The following is a 16654-nucleotide window of genomic DNA, read 5'->3' as shown; positions in this document are numbered from 1 at the left end:
TGCATATTAATGCATATGAGAACTACGCTAAATATTGATGACGAGTTATTGGCTAAGGCCTCTAAGCTTACGGGCATAAAGGAAAAGACGTCCCTTGTACGTCGTGGTCTTGAAGCTTTAATTGCTCTGGAAAGTGCCCGACGGCTGGCGGAACTTGGGGGCAGTGAAGGGCAATTACAGCCGATTCGTCGACGCCGTTCATGAACCAGAGAGTAATTTTAGCCGATACCTCGGTTTGGATTGATCACCTTCGACGCGCGAACAACCGTTTAGTAGCTTTGCTTAATCATGGAGAAGTGCGTTGCCACCCGTTTGTAATAGGCGAGGTAGCATGCGGTCATCTTCAGAACCGCGACGAGATTTTAAATCTGTTAAAAGCTTTACCTGAAGTTCTTATTGCAGAACATTCTGAAGTTTTACATTTTGTGAATATGGATAAACTTTATGGTCGTGGTTTGGGTTGGGTGGATTTGAATCTTCTCGCGTCAGCCTCACTTACTCGATGTTCCCTTTGGACTCTTGACAAACGTTTACAATCAGTTGCAGCTGAATTGAAAGTCTCCGTTTAATACGGTTTGTGGACAGATACTCTCGCCTGAGCTGCCAAACGGGCGATATTTTGGGAAGGAATAAGTGCGAGAGGTTTGTTAAGAGTTTGGTGGATTAAATAAGATAACCAAACGGATTAAAAATAACGGGGTTTATTTTGAGTCAAAAAGGTTCTTTCAAGGACGTATGTTTATTTATCTTCTTTAGTCTTCTCTTTATAGCTATGTTGGCCGGAATTTCGCTCGACCTTTCCCATAGGATGAGCATGACTATTCTCTTGTTTTCTGGCTTTTTATTTTTACTGTTTCATTTCATTGCTGTCAAGTTAAAAAAGCAAGGAATATCAAAAAACGTAATTCATTCATAACATTGAACACACATATTTATTTGTTGCTGTCTTTAGTCTTTCTGGAATTTATTCACTCGACGCCTTAGGGGTCCAAAAATGAAGCCAAATATCTTACTCACTATTTAGAGAGAGTTCATGGCGATATACAAAGTCGGGTAAATTGGGGGATATCGTTTTATTTGAGATTTGGTGACATTGAGTATTTTGGATATAAAACAGGATCTCTTTCAGGATGGTTTGGTGAAACTAAGTCTTTTCATGAAAAAGAATATGATCAGCAAACGTGGCGGCAATTCATCAGGAACTTTTTCGTAAAATACCTCAAGATGATGCGGCTTTGATTTTAAAATGGATGAATGAATACATTGATAAGTTTAATGAAAAGGAAGAACACGAAAGTAAGGCAAACAGCCTTTTTTATTTTGTTCAATACTTTGGTTTCTGGGCATTGGCGTACGCCTTAGCCTTGCGTTTTACTAAGCTCACGATAGAGTTTAGGGGTTGGGTGTCAACAGAATAGCTATAAAAATGCTCCAGGATTATAAGAAGTAAAAGATCTCCTTTAAATATGAATCTAAAACTACACAACACCTTTACCAAAACCAAAGAAGAATTTGTCCCCGTCGAAAAGGGGAAGGTCAAATTTTATATGTGTGGCCCGACTGTGTACGATTATATTCACATCGGTAACGCTCGTGCCTTTATCGCAGGTGATGTCCTGCGCCGTTTCCTGAAATATCTTGGTTATGATGTCACCTATGTTCTGAACTTAACGGATATCGATGATAAAATCATCAAGCGTTCCCAAGAAGAGGGAGTTCCGACTGAAAAGATTACTGAAAAATTTAGCACAGCATTTTTTAAAGACATCGATGCTTTGGGAATTGAAAAAGCGGATCATTATCCCAAGGCCACTGAGCATGTCCGTGAGATTATCGTCTTAATCGAAAAGCTAATTGATCAAGGGACGGCTTATCGGGCAAATGGCGATGTTTATTACGACGTCTCAAAGTTCGCTAATTATGGCAAATTGTCCGGGAAAAATATCGATGATTTGTGGGCAGGCGCCCGCGTTGCGGTGGATGAAAAGAAGCGCAATCCACTCGACTTTGCTCTTTGGAAAAGCCAAAAGCCCGGGGAACCGGCTTGGGAAAGCCCCTGGGGCATGGGGCGGCCGGGCTGGCACATCGAGTGCTCGGCCATGTCGATGAAATATCTGGGTGAGAGTTTTGACATTCACGCGGGAGGCGAGGATCTGATTTTCCCGCACCACGAAAATGAAATCGCCCAGAGCGAGGGAGCGACAAAACAAAAGTTTGTCAAGTACTGGCTACACAACGGTTTTCTGCAAATCGAAGGTGAAAAGATGGCCAAGTCCCTCGGGAATTTCCGCACAGTCAGGGAAGTTGTGAAAATTTACCCCGGCCGGGTCCTGCGTTTGTTTTTTTTACAAAAAAATTACCGTGGGCCAATTGATTTGACGGATCACGGGCTCAAGGCCGCAGAAAGTGCTTCTTCTCGGCTTAAAATTTTCTACGATAAATTAAGCAAAGTTCTGGCTAATGCCGGAGAGACCAGCAGCAAAGATATCGATCTCAAAGCTTTGTCAAAATCCGAGGCCGAATTCTACGACTCATTTGAGAAAATGAAAACAGATCTCGTTGAAGCGATGTCGGATGATTTAAACACGCCGGTTGCACTTTCAGCGCTCTTTGATTTGGTTCGGGAAACCAATAAACTTTTATCAAAAGAAGGTTTGAGTGAAAATGAAAAATTACTTCTGGATTATTCTAAAAAGAATTTTGACGATTTTAATTCATTTTTAGGTTTGATCGATTCCGGGGAGGAAAAAGTGGATACAGAAATTGTTGATGAGCTGGTAACTTTACTCATTGAGCTTCGCAATGCGCTTAGAACCAAAAAAGAATGGGCTCTGTCTGACAAGATTCGTGATCAGTTAAATGCGAAAGGTATCATCTTAGAAGATAAGGGAACCGAGACGGTATGGCGGTTCAAGTAAAATTTCTATAAGTTCGCAAAAAACACTTGACAATAGGGTGATAATTTTTATATTATGAGGCTGTATTTTCTCTGCAACCCAAGGACGATTTCGATAAATAATCGATTGATTTTTAATACTTTAAGCCACCATAGCTCAGATGGTAGAGCACCTCACTTGTAATGAGGATGTCGCGGGTTCGACTCCTGCTGGTGGCTCTTTTTAGTTTGGAGAGGTTCCCGAGTGGCCAAAGGGAGCAGACTGTAAATCTGCCGGCTCAGCCTTCGGAGGTTCGAATCCTCCCCTCTCCACTTTGCAGAAGCCTGATGTTTGCCATAAGCCATCAGCTTCGAAACGCTTTTAGTATTGTGGAGAACGAAACTGAAAACGCAGTGTTTACCCGCGGGGGTAACTCAATTGGTAGAGTCACAGCCTTCCAAGCTGTTGGTTGCGGGTTCGAGTCCCGTCTCCCGCTCTCGAAGCAATTTTTTAGTGCTTGCCCACGTAGCTCAGTAGGTAGAGCACATCCTTGGTAAGGATGAGGTCAGCGGTTCGACCCCGCTCGTGGGCTCTGGGTTTGTCAAGCTAATTTTATTATTCAAAGTTTAACACGGTAGAGAAATGCGAGTACTGGTGATTTTAGAATGCGCAGAATGTAAAAACCGGAATTATACCACCAATAAAAATAAAACGTTGCATTCCGGACGGGTGGAGTTCAAGAAGTATTGCCCAACCTGCAACAAGCACACTGCGCACAAAGAAACGCGGTAATTAACTAGCATTAGGTGAGTAGCTCAATTGGTAGAGCACTGGTCTCCAAAACCAGGGGTTGCGGGTTCAATTCCTGCCTCACCTGCCAACAAAAACTTTAAAAATCGGATAAGGATATGAGCTTAATTAACAAACCGGTAAAATTTGTAAATGACGTCAATCACGAGATGTCTAAAGTTAGTTGGCCGAGCTACGAAGACTTAAAAGAGTCCACTATAGTTGTAATTGTATTGTCTTTGCTTTTCGTGGTATTTGTTTTTTCAGCCGATTGGCTGCTTAGCAGCCTTCTGAAATTGCTATTTTAGGAGCCGACTTTGAGCGAACAAGAGAAAAGTTGGTATGCCATTCACGTTCTTTCGGGCCACGAAAACAAAGTGAAGTCCTACTTAGAGAACGAAATTGAACGCCTCGGTTTACTGGAAAAGATTTCACAGATTTTGATTCCATCTGAAGAAGTTACTGAGATGCGTGCAGGCAAGCGCAGGGTCAAGAACAAAGTCTTTTTTCCCGGATATATGCTTGTAGAAGTTTTGTTGGACAAAGAATCCCAGCATGTGATTCTGAATACCCCGGGGGTGACAAATTTTGTTGGTCCCAAAAATCAACCGCAGCCGCTACGGCAGGATGAAATCGATCGAATTCTTGGTCGGGTAGAGGAAAGTGAAGGGAAAGAGATTTTGGAGGTACCGTTCAGGTTGGGCGACCCAATTAAAGTCACAGACGGTCCATTCACGGATTTTTCGGGGTTTGTTGAAGAAATAAATAGCGAGAAGAAAAAACTTAAAGTGCTTGTTAGCATATTTGGTCGCGCTACTCCTGTTGAGCTGGATTTTTTACAGGTAGAGCTTGAAAAGTAGACAAAGGGAGAGATTCTAACAAATGGCTAAAAAGGTTATTTCGACTATAAAATTGCAAATACCGGCAGGAGCGGCCAATCCGTCTCCACCAGTTGGTCCGGCTTTGGGGCAGGCTGGCCTCAATATCATGGAGTTTTGTAAGGCATTCAATTCTAAAACTCAGGACAAGCAAGGGCTTATTGTTCCGGTTGTAATAACCGTTTACGCAGATAGGTCATTCACGTTTATTACCAAATCACCGCCAGCCGCTGTCCTTCTTAAAAAAGCTGCCGGTATCGAAAAGGGCTCTGGTGAGCCAAATAGAGAGAAGGTTGGCAAGGTCAATAAGGAGCAGGTGAAAGAGATTGCTCAAACTAAAATGGAAGATCTGAATGCCAACGATATCGAGGCAGCGATGTTAATAATTGAAGGAACAGCCCGTAGCATGGGGATTACGGTCGAATGAAAAAAATGCGGGAAGGATTTTATGAAGAGAGGTAAAAGATATAAAGAGTTACACGGATTGCTCGAAATAGGTAAAGACTACACTTTGGATGAAGCTGTAGAGCTTCTGAAAAAATCAGCCAAAGCTAAATTTGACGAATCGGTTGAGATATCCGTCAATCTGGGCGTTGATCCGAAACATGCCGATCAAGTTGTTCGGGGGACTGTAGCACTACCTCATGGCATCGGTAAAGAGGTTAAAGTTCTGGTTATAACCAAAGGAAGTAAAGAGGACGAGGCTAAAGAGGCTGGCGCTGATTTTGTCGGGTTTGATGATTATGTACAAAAGATTCAGAAGGGTTGGTTTGAGTTTGACGTAATCGTGGCTACTCCCGATGCGATGGGGGAGGTAGGAAAGCTTGGTAAGGTTTTAGGTCCACGAGGCTTAATGCCCAACCCCAAGAGCGGTACTGTGACCATGGAGGTTGGCAAGGCTGTTAAGGAATTAAAAGCTGGTAAAATCGAATTTCGTGTTGATAAGTACGGAATTCTGCATGTCTCTCTCGGTAAAACTTCTTTTGAACCCAACCAGATTCGTGAAAATATTATTGCTTTTATGGAAACGGTCATGAGATTGAAACCCTCTGCTGCGAAGGGACAGTATGTAAAGCGTGTTTCTTTGTCCAGTACCATGGGGCCGGGGATTCCGGTTGAAAGAAACGCATTATTGAGTGACTTGCAATAATTTATTTATTTGCTAATCAAATTTAGGAAACAAAAATGCCAACTCCTCAGAAGGAAGCCATTGTCGCAGAAATCACAGAGAAATTAAATAAAGCAAAAAGTATCTTTTTGACCGACTTTAAGGGTTTGAACGTCGACGAGATAAATGACCTGCGACGGGCATTTACGGGTGCATCTGTGCAATATCGGGTCGTTAAAAATACTTTAGCCCGCCTTTCGGTAAAAGAAGCCGGACGTGATGAGCTTCTTGAGTATTTGGATGGGCCAACCGCCATTGCGTTCGGTATGGATGACCCTGCAGCACCCGCCAGAGTTATTAAAAAGTTCTCAAAAGATTCAGATAAGATTTCGGTGAAAGTGGGATTGTTCGAGGGTGTGCTCATTGATTCAACCCGGTTTAATGAAATTGCCAGCCTGCCCTCAAAAGTTCAGCTTTTGGGGCAGCTTTCGGGAGTGCTTAACGCACCGCTTAGTAATCTTGTTTTATCGCTTAATGCGATTTTAAGTAAATTTGTCTTTGCTCTTAATGCTGTAAAAGAGAATAAGAACGAAAGTTAGAAATAAAGTAATTATTCATATCTCTATTTAGTGGAGGTTCCAATGGCAGAAACTAAAGAAGCCCCGGCAAAAGAAAAAGCTGAGGAAAAGGCTGAAAAAACTGAAAAGAACACCACCAAGGCTGCAAAGGGAAATGGCCAGGTGGGTTCTGTTTTAGAAAGCATCGAAAAAATGACGGTGCTTGAATTGTCCGAACTGGTCAAGGCTATCGAAGATCGCTTTGGTGTAACCGCTGTTGCCCCGGTAGCCGTCGCTGCTGCTGCACCTGGCGCTCCGGCTGCAGATGGTGGTGGTGAAGAAAAAACTGATTTTGATGTTGTCTTGACCTTGGTTGGCGACAAGAAAATTCAGGTGATTAAGGTTGTGCGGGCAGTTACCAGCTTGGGTCTTAAGGAAGCCAAGGATTTGGTTGACGGCGCCCCGAAGTCGGTTAAGGAGGGTGTGCAGAAAGAAGAAGCTGAAGATGTTAAGAAACAATTAGAGGAAGTTGGCGCCACTGTTGAAATTAAATAGTTTTTTCTTTTTATCAACAAACTATTGGGTGCAAATTTATGCAAAATAACGGAAGGGAATCTTTCGCTACATTAAAGCAAGTCATCGAATTGCCTGACTTGTTAGATATTCAGCTTAAGTCTTTTGGGGAATTCCTGCAGGATGATTTAAGTCCGGACGAGCGAAAAGATCAAGGACTACAGTCAGTTTTCAAAAATATTTTTCCTATCGTAGACAGCCGCGAGAATTTTTGTTTGGAATTCGTTGAATACTATGTTGAAAAACCGAAATACGATCTTGTCGAATGCCAGGAACGCGGCGTGACCTATTCGGTACCTCTAAAGGCAAAGTTGAAGTTGTCAATTAAGGATCAATATGGTGACAGCAAAGACTTTGTGGATACGATAGAACAAGTCGTCTACTTGGGTAACATTCCTTACATGACCAATCGCGGTACCTTTGTTATTAACGGTGCGGAACGGATTGTGGTAAGTCAACTGCATCGTTCGCCAGGCGTGTTTTTTGACGAGCAGCTTCACCCGAACGGCACTAAGCTTTATTCAGCCAGAATAATTCCCCTTCGAGGCTCATGGGTTGAGTTTACGACAGATATTAATGACGTGATGTTTGTTTATATCGATCGCCGCAAGAAATTTCCTGTAACGACTCTGCTGCGGGCACTCGGTTATTCTACTGATTCGGATTTGTTGAAACTTTTTGATTTGATTGAAGAAGTCAAAGTTAAAGACGCAGCTTTTGGCAAATCGGTCGGTAGAATCTCAATCGCCGATATAATCGATATGGAAACCGGGGAGCTGCTGCTGGAAAAAGAAGCGGAGTTAACGGAAGAAGCCGTTGCCCAAATCAAGCAAGCCGGTATCAAGAGCGTTAAGTTTCTTAAACCCGATGGTTTTCTGGGGCCGGAAGTTATCACGAATACTCTGAAGAAAGATGCGGCGAGATCGGAAGCTGACGCTTTAGAAGCAATTTACCGGCACTTAAGATCGGGGGATGCACCGGACTTGGATACCGCCAGGAGTTTGATTGAGCGTATGTTTTTCAACCCCAAGAGATATGATCTTGGGAAGGTTGGCCGCTACAGAGTGAATAAGAAATTGTCTCTTGATATTCCTATTGAAACAACAGTGTTAACACGCGAAGATATTGTCGAAATTATTAAATATCTTTTGGAATTGAGAGCAGGTAAAAGAGTGCCAGACGATATTGACCATCTTGGTAACAGGCGAATTAAGACCGTTGGCGAACAGCTTTCCAGCCAGATGAACCTTGGCCTTTCCCGAATGGCTCGAACTATTAAAGAAAGAATGAACTTGCGGGACAATGAGAATTTGACGCCACAGGACTTAGTGAATGCCCGGACAATTTTTTCCGTAATTAATACTTTTTTTGGAACCAGCCAGCTGTCTCAGTTCATGGATCAAACCAATCCTTTGGCAGAGATGACGCACAAGCGACGTTTATCTGCCCTTGGCCCAGGTGGTTTGACTCGGGAACGTGCGGGATTTGAGGTTCGGGACGTTCACTATACTCATTATGGGCGACTCTGTCCAATTGAAACTCCCGAAGGGCCGAATATTGGTTTAATCTCTTCGTTAACAACATTTGCCCGCATTAACGATTTTGGTTTTATTGAAACACCTTATAGGAAAGTTGAAAAGAGTAAAGTTTCTAATAAAATCGAATACCTTTCTGCGGATGACGAGGATAAATATGTAATTGCTCAGGCAAATGCGCCTTTGGATGAGCAGGGAAATTTTGTCGGGGATCGGGTGAAATCGAGATTTCGCGGAGATTTTCCGGTTGTCCCACCGTCCGAAGTTCATTATATGGATGTTTCTCCGTATCAAATTGTATCTGCAGCGGCTGCATTGATTCCGTTCCTTGAACATGACGATGCTAACCGTGCTCTCATGGGTTCAAATATGCAACGGCAAGGTGTGCCTCTGCTTCGTACCGATTCTCCCCTTGTAGGTACCGGAATGGAGGCAAAGGTGGCTAGGGATTCGCGGGCTATGATTATTTCGGATTTCAATGGTATAGTTGAATCGGTTACCGCTTCGAAAATTGTAATAAAAAAGGAGTCAAGGGCGAGTGCCCAGATGAAGCCGGAAGCACTTTTAAGTTTTGATGATTCAGATTTCATTTCATATCGATTGACAAAGTTTTTGCGTACTAATCAGGATACCTGTATTAATCAGCGGCCAATTATCAAGGTTGGGCAAAAAGTTAAAAAAGGGGACGTATTGGCCGACGGCTGTGCAACGCAAGGCGGAGAATTGGCTTTGGGTCGAAATGTGCTGGTCGCTTTTATGCCCTGGCGCGGATATAATTTTGAAGATGCCATTGTTATTTCAGAGCGAGTCGTTCAGGAGGATATTTACACCTCAATTCATATTGAAGAGTTCGACCTGCAAGTTCGAGATACTAAGCGTGGTGAGGAAGAGCTGACACGAGAAATTCCAAATGTAAGTGAAGAAACCACGAAAGATTTGGATGAAAACGGGATCATTCGAGTCGGCGCCGAAGTTCAGGCAGGCGACATCCTTGTCGGAAAGGTTACGCCGAAAGGAGAGACAGATCCTACTCCTGAAGAGAAATTGCTTAAAGCGATTTTTGGCGAGAAAGCAGGCGACGTAAAAGATGCTTCTCTGAAAGCGCCACCGGGGATGAAAGGTGTTGTGATTGACACCAAGTTGTTTACCCGTAAGAAAAAAGATCCAAAAACGAAAAAGCAAGATAAGAAAGCGCTCGACGAGACAGAGGTTTGGTACAACTCCGAATTGGTTCGGGTCCGAAAGCTTAGAGATGAAAAACTACGGAAAGTTCTTTTAAATAAATCGGCGAATTCGATACGGGATAAGAATTCGGGTAAAATTCTGCTCAGAGCCAACACGTCGCTTACAACTGAGAAGTTGACAGAAATAGATTTTGAGCAAATCGACTACAGCGAAGGCTTTAGCGCAGATAAAAAAGCAAATGAGTTGGTGAATTCAATTCGGATCGCTTATGAAACCCGTTTGGCCGAGCTGGAAGAAGAATTTGAAAATAGGAAATTTAAGATAGTTGTCGGCGATGAACTGCCGCCCGGTATTGTCCAGCTCGCCAAAGTATATGTTGCCAAAAAACGCAAATTGATGGTTGGCGATAAGATGGCCGGAAGGCACGGCAATAAAGGCGTCGTTGCTATAATCGTGCCGATGGAAGACATGCCCTACCTGCCCGATGGTACACCGGTGGATATTGTACTCAACCCGCTTGGGGTTCCCTCCAGAATGAATTTGGGACAGATTTTCGAGGCCAACTTGGGTTGGGCGGCTCAGATTCTTGGCGTAAAATATGCCACCCCAGTATTTGATGGTGCGACCTTTGATCAGGTTAAGGAGATCATGAAAGAGGCCGGGTTGCCGGAAGATGGCAAGACGACACTTTATGATGGGCGGACAGGAGAAAAGATTGATAACCCGGTAACTGTCGGGCAGATTTATATCCTGAAGCTTTCACATCTTGTTGAAGATAAAATCCATGCCCGATCTATTGGACCATATTCGCTAATTACACAGCAGCCTCTTGGGGGTAAAGCCCAATTTGGCGGCCAGCGATTTGGTGAGATGGAAGTCTGGGCTTTGGAAGCTTATGGCGCTGCGTATACTTTGCAGGAAATCCTCACAGTTAAATCGGATGACGTGCGCGGACGCTCCAAAGTTTATGAGGCGATTGTTAAGGGCGATAATTTGCCCGAACCGGGGTTACCGGAGTCGTTTAATGTTTTAATCCGGGAGTTACAGGGATTAGCCTTGGATGTAGAGCTCTTGGAAGGAAATAGTAATAAGCCGTAATTAGTAACCAATCTCTAAACAGGAGGTGGCACGTTGGCCTACTTTAGTAGTCAAGAAACTACACCGAAAAAATCAGTTAAAGCAATTTCGATTAGTTTGGCATCTTCGGATAAGATCTTGGAAAGGTCGTATGGCGAAGTAACAAAACCGGAAACAATTAATTACCGTTCTTTTAAGCCGGAAAAGGATGGACTGTTCTGTGAAAAAATCTTTGGCCCGGTTCGTGATTGGGAATGTCATTGCGGGAAATATAAACGAATTCGTTACAAAGGTATTATTTGCGACAGATGCGGTGTTGAAGTTACTACGAAGAGTGTTCGACGTGAACGGATGGGACACATTTCCCTGGCGGTACCTGTGATTCATATTTGGTTCTGGAAGTCTTTGCCTTCAAAAATTGGCTACATCTTGGGAATGAGCGCCAAGCAGCTGGAACGGGTTATTTATTATGAATCGTATGTTGTTATAGAGCCCGGAAACAGCGGCCTAAATGAAAAAGACCTTATTAGCGAAGAAGAGTATTTCCAGATTATCAGTGAGTCTACCGAAAATGGAGAGGAGACAGAGGCTAACGAAGAGTCTGAAGAGGAGAACGAATTCCTTGCTAAAATAGGTGGGGAGGCGATCCTTGATTTACTTAAGAGAATCGACATGCAAGCTGTTTCCGTTGAATTGCGCCGGGCGGTTCGTGAAGAAACCTCATTTCAGCGAAAAAGTGATGCTTTGAAACGGTTGCGTGTCGTTGAATCGTTCAAGAAAAGCACCAATCGCCCTGAGTGGATGGTGCTTTCGGTGGTCCCGGTCATTCCGCCTGAACTTCGTCCCCTCGTTCCCTTGGAAGGAGGCCGTTTTGCGACAAGTGATTTGAATGATTTGTATCGGCGGGTCATTATTCGCAATAATCGTCTTAAGAAATTGATGGAGATAAAGGCGCCCGAAGTTATTTTGAGAAATGAGAAACGGATGCTTCAGGAGGCTGTTGATGCGCTGTTTGATAACGGCAGAAAATCTGCCGCAGTTCGGGGCGACGGTAATCGGCCTTTGAAATCTCTCTCCGATATGTTGAGAGGAAAACAAGGACGCTTCCGTCAAAACCTCCTTGGGAAGCGGATAGACTATTCTGGGCGTTCTGTGATCGTTGTGGGGCCCGACCTTGAACTGCACGAATGCGGGTTGCCGAAGGATATGGCTTTAGAACTCTTTAAGCCTTTTGTAATTCGAAAATTGGTAGAACGCGGTCTGGTAAAAACCGTCAAGAGTGCAAAAAAAATGGTCGACCGCCACCCCCCGGAAGTTTGGGATATTTTGGAAGAAATTGTCGACGATCACCCTGTTCTTTTAAATCGTGCGCCAACCTTGCACAGGCTAGGCATTCAGGCTTTTCAGCCGATTCTGATCGAAGGAAAGGCCATTCAAGTGCATCCGCTCGTTTGTGCAGCCTTCAATGCTGATTTTGACGGTGATCAGATGGCTGTACATGTTCCGTTGTCTTATTATTCTCAGATTGAAACTCGCCTTTTGATGTTGTCGAGTCACAATATCCTTTCGCCGGCGAATGGCCGCCCCCTGGCAATTCCGAGCCAGGATATTGTTTTGGGTATTTACTACCTGACTAAGATGAGAGAGGATGAGTTGGGGGCAGGAAAAATGCATTCCTCCACTAGTGAGACATTGATTGCCTACTATGACGGAAAGTTAGCTCTGCATGCAAAAATTAAAGTGAGAATTAAAGGTGAGATTATCGAGACAACCACGGGTAGGGTTGTCTTTAACGAAGTGCTTCCCGATGGGATACCCTTTGTCAATGAGCTCCTGACCAAACGAAGGGTTGAAGAGATAGCGGCGGCCGTATACAAGAAGTTCGGAAATCTTAGAACGGCCAATTTCCTAGACGATCTCAAGGATTTAGGATTCCACTACGCTATGAAATCGGGCGCGACCGTTGGAATTGACGATGTGAGAATTCCTGAAGAAAAGCATGGGCTGATCGAAGACGCAATAGGCAAAGTAACTACCATTCAAAAGCAGTATGAAAAGGGAGTCATTACTGACGGCGAGCGTTATAACAAGATAATCGATATTTGGACACGCACTACCAGCGACGTTGCCGAAAAATTATTCTCTCATCTTGAGAAAGATAGGGGAGGTTTCAATCCTATCTATATGATGGCCGATTCGGGAGCGCGCGGTTCGAAGGAACAAATTAGGCAGCTAGCTGGAATGCGCGGACTGATGGCTAAGCCTCAAAAGAAGATGACCGGTCAAATGGGTGAAATTATCGAAGATCCGATTACGGCAAACTTCCGGGAAGGTCTTTCCGTATTAGAGTATTTTATTTCTACTCACGGTGCTAGAAAGGGTTTGGCTGATACTGCTTTGAAAACCGCCGACGCAGGTTATTTGACAAGAAGGCTGGTTGATGTTGCTCAGGACGTCATTATTACGGGAGTAGATTGTAAGACTATCCTGGGAATTCACATTAGCGATTTAAAGGAGGGGGAAGAAATCATCGAACCTCTTCGCGACAGAATATTGGGCAGGGTTGCTGCGGAGGACGTATTTGATCCTGAAACTCAAGACGTAATTGTTGAAGCAAATACCTTAATCGACGAAGGCATGGCTGATCAAATCTCAAATAGCGGCCTGGAAACTGTTCGAATCAGGTCGGTATTGACTTGTGAGTCTAAGCGAGGCGTTTGCGGTCTATGTTACGGACGCAACCTTGCTACTGGAAATATGGTTAACATCGGTGAGGCAGTCGGTGTCATGGCTGCTCAGTCCATCGGTGAACCGGGTACTCAGTTAACCTTGCGTACTTTTCATATTGGTGGAACAGCTTCGCGAATTGCGGCACAATCGGAAGTGGCTGCTAAGTATCCAGGAAAGGTTGAATTTGAGAATTTGAAATTCGTAGCTCAGTCAAATGGTGTAGTGATTGCCGTGGGGCGAAACGGTAAAGTTAAGATTATTGATGAGAATAATCGGGTTGCTGCTCACTACACGGTTCCCTATGGCGCTAGAATCATTGTGCGGGAAGGCACAATGATTGAAAAAGGAACCATCGTCTTTCAATGGGATCCTTACACAACCAGTATTTTATCCAACTATGATGGCAAAGTTAAATATGTTGACTTAAAAGAGAAAGTCACTTTCCGCGAGGCGCTAAATGAAACCACGGGACTCAAACAGAGTGTGGTCATTGAAACAAGAAATCGCAATCTAAATCCACAGCTGCATATTTTGGATAAAGATGGCCAGAAGCTGAGCAATTATATTTTACCGACAAGTGCACATTTGCAAGTTAATGATAGCCAAGAGGTTAAAGCGGGCGATGTTTTGGCTAAAATACCGAGGGAGATTGCAAAGACCCGGGATATTACCGGAGGTTTGCCGCGGGTAGCCGAGTTGTTTGAGGCGAGAAGACCAAAGGAACCTGCCATTGTCAGCGAGATCGACGGCGAAGTTCAGTTTGGTGAAATTCGTCGGGGGGTGCGGAAAGTTTTAGTAACTTCTCAAGAGGCGCAAGAAGAGAAACTTTATATGATTCCTTACGGAAGGCACGTACTTGTTCATGAAGGAGATTATGTGGAGGCCGGTGAAAAGTTGTGCGAGGGAAGTGTTGCTCCCGAAGATATTTTGAACATTATGGGCCCGAATAAGGTGCAGGAGTACCTCGTAAACGAAATTCAAGAAGTCTATCGTTTGCAAGGAGTGCGAATAAATGATAAGCATATTGAAGTCATCGTTCGACAAATGCTTCAGAAAGTTAAGATAGAAGATCCGGGCGATACGTCTTACCTTGAAGGCGATCAGGTTGATAAAATCACCTTTCTCGAGGTAAATGAATCAATTCGTGATAAAGTTGTCATCACTGATGAAGGCGACTCTACTTTTAAAATTGATGAGCTGGTAAAAAAGGGTGAACTTAAGAATCAAAACGCCAAGCTAAAAGAAGGAGGCAAAAAAGTCACGTCATCGAGACCAGCGCAACCCGCAACATTTTTACCGTTGCTTCTCGGTATAACCAAGGCATCTCTGACAACGGAGAGCTTCATCTCGGCGGCTTCGTTCCAGGAGACCACCAGAGTGTTAACTGATGCCGCCATTGAAGGCAAGGTTGACAAACTGCTTGGTCTAAAGGAAAATGTTATTATGGGACACTTGATTCCGGCGGGAACGGGATTAAGTAAATTTAAAGATATTATGGTAATGTCTGAAGACCAGGATGAGGAAGAAAAGGCTTTGGTCAAAGAAGTCGAAGATGAGTATCAGGCCGCTGTTGGTTAGAATGAAAATTATCTTAGAAGATCAAGAATTTATTTGCTTTTATTGAAATTAATACTTATACTATGGTTCTGTAATTTAAGGGATTCCTATTGCCAACTATTAACCAATTAATCAAAGCTGGTCGCAAAAAAGTTACTAAGAAAACAACTGCACCGGCATTAACGGGTTCTCCTCAACGGCGAGGCGTATGCACTAGGGTTTATACAACGACCCCCAAGAAGCCTAACTCTGCCTTGAGGAAAGTGGCCAGGGTAAGATTAACTAATGGTTTTGAAGTGACTGCTTATATTCCCGGTGAAGGGCATAATTTACAGGAGCACTCAATTGTGTTGATTAGAGGTGGCAGGGTTAAGGATTTACCTGGAGTAAGATATCATATTGTTCGTGGTGTCTACGATACGAGCGGTGTTCAGGATCGCAATCAGTCACGTTCAAAATATGGCACCAAGAGAAAAGGATCTTAAGTTTTTTTTTAAAAACGGCAATTATGTCAAGAAGAAAAAGCGCTGAACAAAGAGTGGTTTTACCGGATCCGAAGTATAATAATATTTTGGTTACCAAATTTATCAATGGTTTGATGCAGCGCGGCAAGAAGAGTGTTGCTGAAAAAATTTTTTATTCAGCACTGGAAAGTATTGAAAGCAAAACCAAGAAAAGCGGCTTAGAGGTTTTTGAGCAAGCTATCGAAAATGTCAAGCCGATTCTGGAGGTTCGTTCTCGCAGGGTTGGCGGTGCGACTTATCAGGTGCCTATTGAGGTTCGCTTGAATCGCAAGCAAGCATTAGCGTTGAGATGGATTATTGGGTTTGCCAAGGCACGTCCGGGAAAATCCATGGCTGAAAAGCTTGCAGATGAATTGATCTCCGCTTCGAATAAGGAGGGGAGTTCAATGAAAAAACGGGAAGATACCCACAAAATGGCCGAAGCTAATAAAGCTTTCGCGCACTTTCGGTGGTAGGAAGGGACAAAAAATTAAAAAATTTTAACGCTAAGTTTTTAAAATTAGTGGTCTTAAGGGAAGCGATTTTTTTTGTTTTGTACTTCCCTTTCTGTCAGCTTTTTATTTCTAGCTTGATCATATAATCTGCGAAGCAACAACAATAAGCCAAAAATTGTTAATTCAATTCTTGATTGATTTAATTGAATAGGTGTGAATAGCTGTCTTCCCTCTGTTTCTCTTTTTTTAAAAAATAATGATAGAATTTCTTTTCCAAAGATTTTTTCTAATCTTTGTTTACTAACCGATTTCTCATATGCAATAAAATCAAATGCTTTTCCTAGTTTGTTGTCTAAACCTAAATGTTTTTTTTCATAATAATCAGATAGCTCATAATTCATTACAGGATAGATTTGAACGTAATCTGTAGAAAACCCCAAAATATTTTCTGCATAAAGAGATAAAAAATAATCTAACTTTGTATTCATTTTTTGTTCAGATGTTTTATGAAAAGAGTAATACATCATTTTCCAGAATGTTTTAGAAGAAATTTTTTCTCCATATTCCCCTAGAATTAATTTTTCTATTCCTCTTTTCGTTAAAACAAAATATTTATCTCTGGTTTTTTTTGTGGGACTCTGAGATACAACTCTAGTAATAACTGGTTTTTTAGAACCAAGATTACCCATTTTTTTTAGCTTTTTTGAAATGGTTGATTTTGCACGTCCTATGTTCTCTTTCAGACCTGTTACAGATTGGGCACCATTATTTGCGATTGTAATTAGTATTTGGTAATCTAATTCTCCTTTTTTGCTATGCTTTCTTCGTATA

The 16654-nt window shown here is 43.0% G+C and carries 16 protein-coding genes and 5 tRNA genes; 20 read left to right on the top strand and 1 reads right to left on the bottom strand.

What is annotated here, in order from left to right; all coding sequences use genetic code 11:
* The first annotated feature begins 15 nt into the window (after window positions 1–15).
* The 20 genes from IH879_03040 to rpsG all read left to right on the top strand — a co-directional run bounded on the left by IH879_03040 (window position 16) and on the right by rpsG (window position 15844).
* Complete coding sequence (locus tag IH879_03040; protein MCH7673906.1) at window positions 16–204, top strand: type II toxin-antitoxin system VapB family antitoxin; 189 nt, start codon at window positions 16–18, stop codon at window positions 202–204.
* Window positions 201–569 carry a type II toxin-antitoxin system VapC family toxin gene (locus IH879_03035; protein ID MCH7673905.1) on the top strand — a complete coding sequence of 123 codons (369 nt, stop codon included), beginning with the start codon at window positions 201–203 and terminating at the stop codon, window positions 567–569. The genes IH879_03040 and IH879_03035 overlap by 4 nt, the downstream gene beginning before the upstream one ends.
* Before the next feature lie 612 nt (window positions 570–1181).
* Entirely contained in the window at window positions 1182–1418 is a 237-nt protein-coding gene (locus tag IH879_03030) for a hypothetical protein (GenBank protein ID MCH7673904.1), read from the top strand.
* Window positions 1419–1466: 48 nt separating this feature from the next.
* Entirely contained in the window at window positions 1467–2918 is a 1452-nt protein-coding gene (locus IH879_03025) for a cysteine--tRNA ligase (GenBank protein MCH7673903.1), read from the top strand.
* A 124-nt stretch (window positions 2919–3042) separates the two neighbouring features.
* A tRNA-Thr gene (locus tag IH879_03020) sits at window positions 3043–3115 on the top strand.
* 11 nt (window positions 3116–3126) lie between these two features.
* Window positions 3127–3208, top strand: a tRNA-Tyr gene (locus IH879_03015).
* Between the two features lie 91 nt (window positions 3209–3299).
* Window positions 3300–3372 (top strand) — tRNA-Gly (locus IH879_03010).
* Window positions 3373–3395: 23 nt separating this feature from the next.
* Window positions 3396–3468: transfer RNA gene (locus IH879_03005), tRNA-Thr, on the top strand.
* Between the two features lie 50 nt (window positions 3469–3518).
* Complete coding sequence (rpmG, locus tag IH879_03000; protein MCH7673902.1) at window positions 3519–3668, top strand: 50S ribosomal protein L33; 150 nt, start codon at window positions 3519–3521, stop codon at window positions 3666–3668.
* A gap of 12 nt (window positions 3669–3680) precedes the next feature.
* Window positions 3681–3756, top strand: a tRNA-Trp gene (locus tag IH879_02995).
* Window positions 3757–3784: 28 nt separating this feature from the next.
* Window positions 3785–3973 (top strand): preprotein translocase subunit SecE, encoded by a 189-nt coding sequence (gene secE, locus IH879_02990; protein ID MCH7673901.1) that lies wholly within the window; start codon window positions 3785–3787, stop codon window positions 3971–3973.
* A gap of 9 nt (window positions 3974–3982) precedes the next feature.
* Window positions 3983–4525 carry a transcription termination/antitermination factor NusG gene (gene nusG / locus IH879_02985; protein MCH7673900.1) on the top strand — a complete coding sequence of 181 codons (543 nt, stop codon included), beginning with the start codon at window positions 3983–3985 and terminating at the stop codon, window positions 4523–4525.
* Window positions 4526–4547: 22 nt separating this feature from the next.
* Window positions 4548–4970 carry a 50S ribosomal protein L11 gene (gene rplK, locus IH879_02980; protein ID MCH7673899.1) on the top strand — a complete coding sequence of 141 codons (423 nt, stop codon included), beginning with the start codon at window positions 4548–4550 and terminating at the stop codon, window positions 4968–4970.
* A 21-nt stretch (window positions 4971–4991) separates the two neighbouring features.
* Window positions 4992–5693 (top strand): 50S ribosomal protein L1, encoded by a 702-nt coding sequence (locus IH879_02975; protein ID MCH7673898.1) that lies wholly within the window; start codon window positions 4992–4994, stop codon window positions 5691–5693.
* 35 nt (window positions 5694–5728) lie between these two features.
* Window positions 5729–6250 (top strand): 50S ribosomal protein L10, encoded by a 522-nt coding sequence (gene rplJ / locus IH879_02970; GenBank protein ID MCH7673897.1) that lies wholly within the window; start codon window positions 5729–5731, stop codon window positions 6248–6250.
* Window positions 6251–6292: 42 nt separating this feature from the next.
* On the top strand, window positions 6293–6763 hold the full coding sequence (gene rplL / locus IH879_02965) for a 50S ribosomal protein L7/L12 (protein ID MCH7673896.1): 471 nt from the start codon (window positions 6293–6295) through the stop codon (window positions 6761–6763).
* Between the two features lie 38 nt (window positions 6764–6801).
* Window positions 6802–10599: a DNA-directed RNA polymerase subunit beta gene (gene rpoB / locus IH879_02960; protein ID MCH7673895.1), complete on the top strand. Its 3798-nt coding sequence runs from the start codon at window positions 6802–6804 to the stop codon at window positions 10597–10599.
* A 33-nt stretch (window positions 10600–10632) separates the two neighbouring features.
* Window positions 10633–14886 (top strand): DNA-directed RNA polymerase subunit beta', encoded by a 4254-nt coding sequence (gene rpoC, locus IH879_02955; GenBank protein ID MCH7673894.1) that lies wholly within the window; start codon window positions 10633–10635, stop codon window positions 14884–14886.
* Window positions 14887–14975: 89 nt separating this feature from the next.
* On the top strand, window positions 14976–15350 hold the full coding sequence (locus IH879_02950) for a 30S ribosomal protein S12 (protein ID MCH7673893.1): 375 nt from the start codon (window positions 14976–14978) through the stop codon (window positions 15348–15350).
* Between the two features lie 23 nt (window positions 15351–15373).
* A complete protein-coding gene (rpsG, locus tag IH879_02945) occupies window positions 15374–15844 on the top strand; it encodes a 30S ribosomal protein S7 (protein MCH7673892.1) in 471 nt (156 codons plus the stop codon).
* A gap of 53 nt (window positions 15845–15897) precedes the next feature.
* Here the strand turns inward: rpsG and IH879_02940 are convergent.
* A partial coding sequence (locus IH879_02940; GenBank protein MCH7673891.1) for a hypothetical protein occupies window positions 15898–16654 on the bottom strand: 757 nt, incomplete at its 5' end.

It is taken from the genome of candidate division KSB1 bacterium, from assembly GCA_022562085.1.
In the GTDB taxonomy this organism is placed as follows: Bacteria; Zhuqueibacterota; Zhuqueibacteria; order Oceanimicrobiales; family Oceanimicrobiaceae; genus Oceanimicrobium.
Note: the sequence above shows the minus strand (reverse complement) of the source record. Positions and strands in the feature narration are given on the sequence as shown.

Bases quoted from the DNA above. Each gene is read 5' to 3' on its own strand.
- IH879_03040 (MCH7673906.1), top strand. From the start codon at position 16: ATGAGAACTACGCTAAATATTGATGACGAGTTATTGGCTAAGGCCTCT.
- IH879_03035 (MCH7673905.1), top strand. From the start codon at position 201: ATGAACCAGAGAGTAATTTTAGCCGATACCTCGGTTTGGATTGATCAC.
- IH879_03025 (MCH7673903.1), top strand. From the start codon at position 1,467: ATGAATCTAAAACTACACAACACCTTTACCAAAACCAAAGAAGAATTT.
- rpmG (MCH7673902.1), top strand. From the start codon at position 3,519: ATGCGAGTACTGGTGATTTTAGAATGCGCAGAATGTAAAAACCGGAAT.
- secE (MCH7673901.1), top strand. From the start codon at position 3,785: ATGAGCTTAATTAACAAACCGGTAAAATTTGTAAATGACGTCAATCAC.
- rplK (MCH7673899.1), top strand. From the start codon at position 4,548: ATGGCTAAAAAGGTTATTTCGACTATAAAATTGCAAATACCGGCAGGA.
- IH879_02975 (MCH7673898.1), top strand. From the start codon at position 4,992: ATGAAGAGAGGTAAAAGATATAAAGAGTTACACGGATTGCTCGAAATA.
- rplJ (MCH7673897.1), top strand. From the start codon at position 5,729: ATGCCAACTCCTCAGAAGGAAGCCATTGTCGCAGAAATCACAGAGAAA.
- rplL (MCH7673896.1), top strand. From the start codon at position 6,293: ATGGCAGAAACTAAAGAAGCCCCGGCAAAAGAAAAAGCTGAGGAAAAG.
- rpoB (MCH7673895.1), top strand. From the start codon at position 6,802: ATGCAAAATAACGGAAGGGAATCTTTCGCTACATTAAAGCAAGTCATC.
- rpsG (MCH7673892.1), top strand. From the start codon at position 15,374: ATGTCAAGAAGAAAAAGCGCTGAACAAAGAGTGGTTTTACCGGATCCG.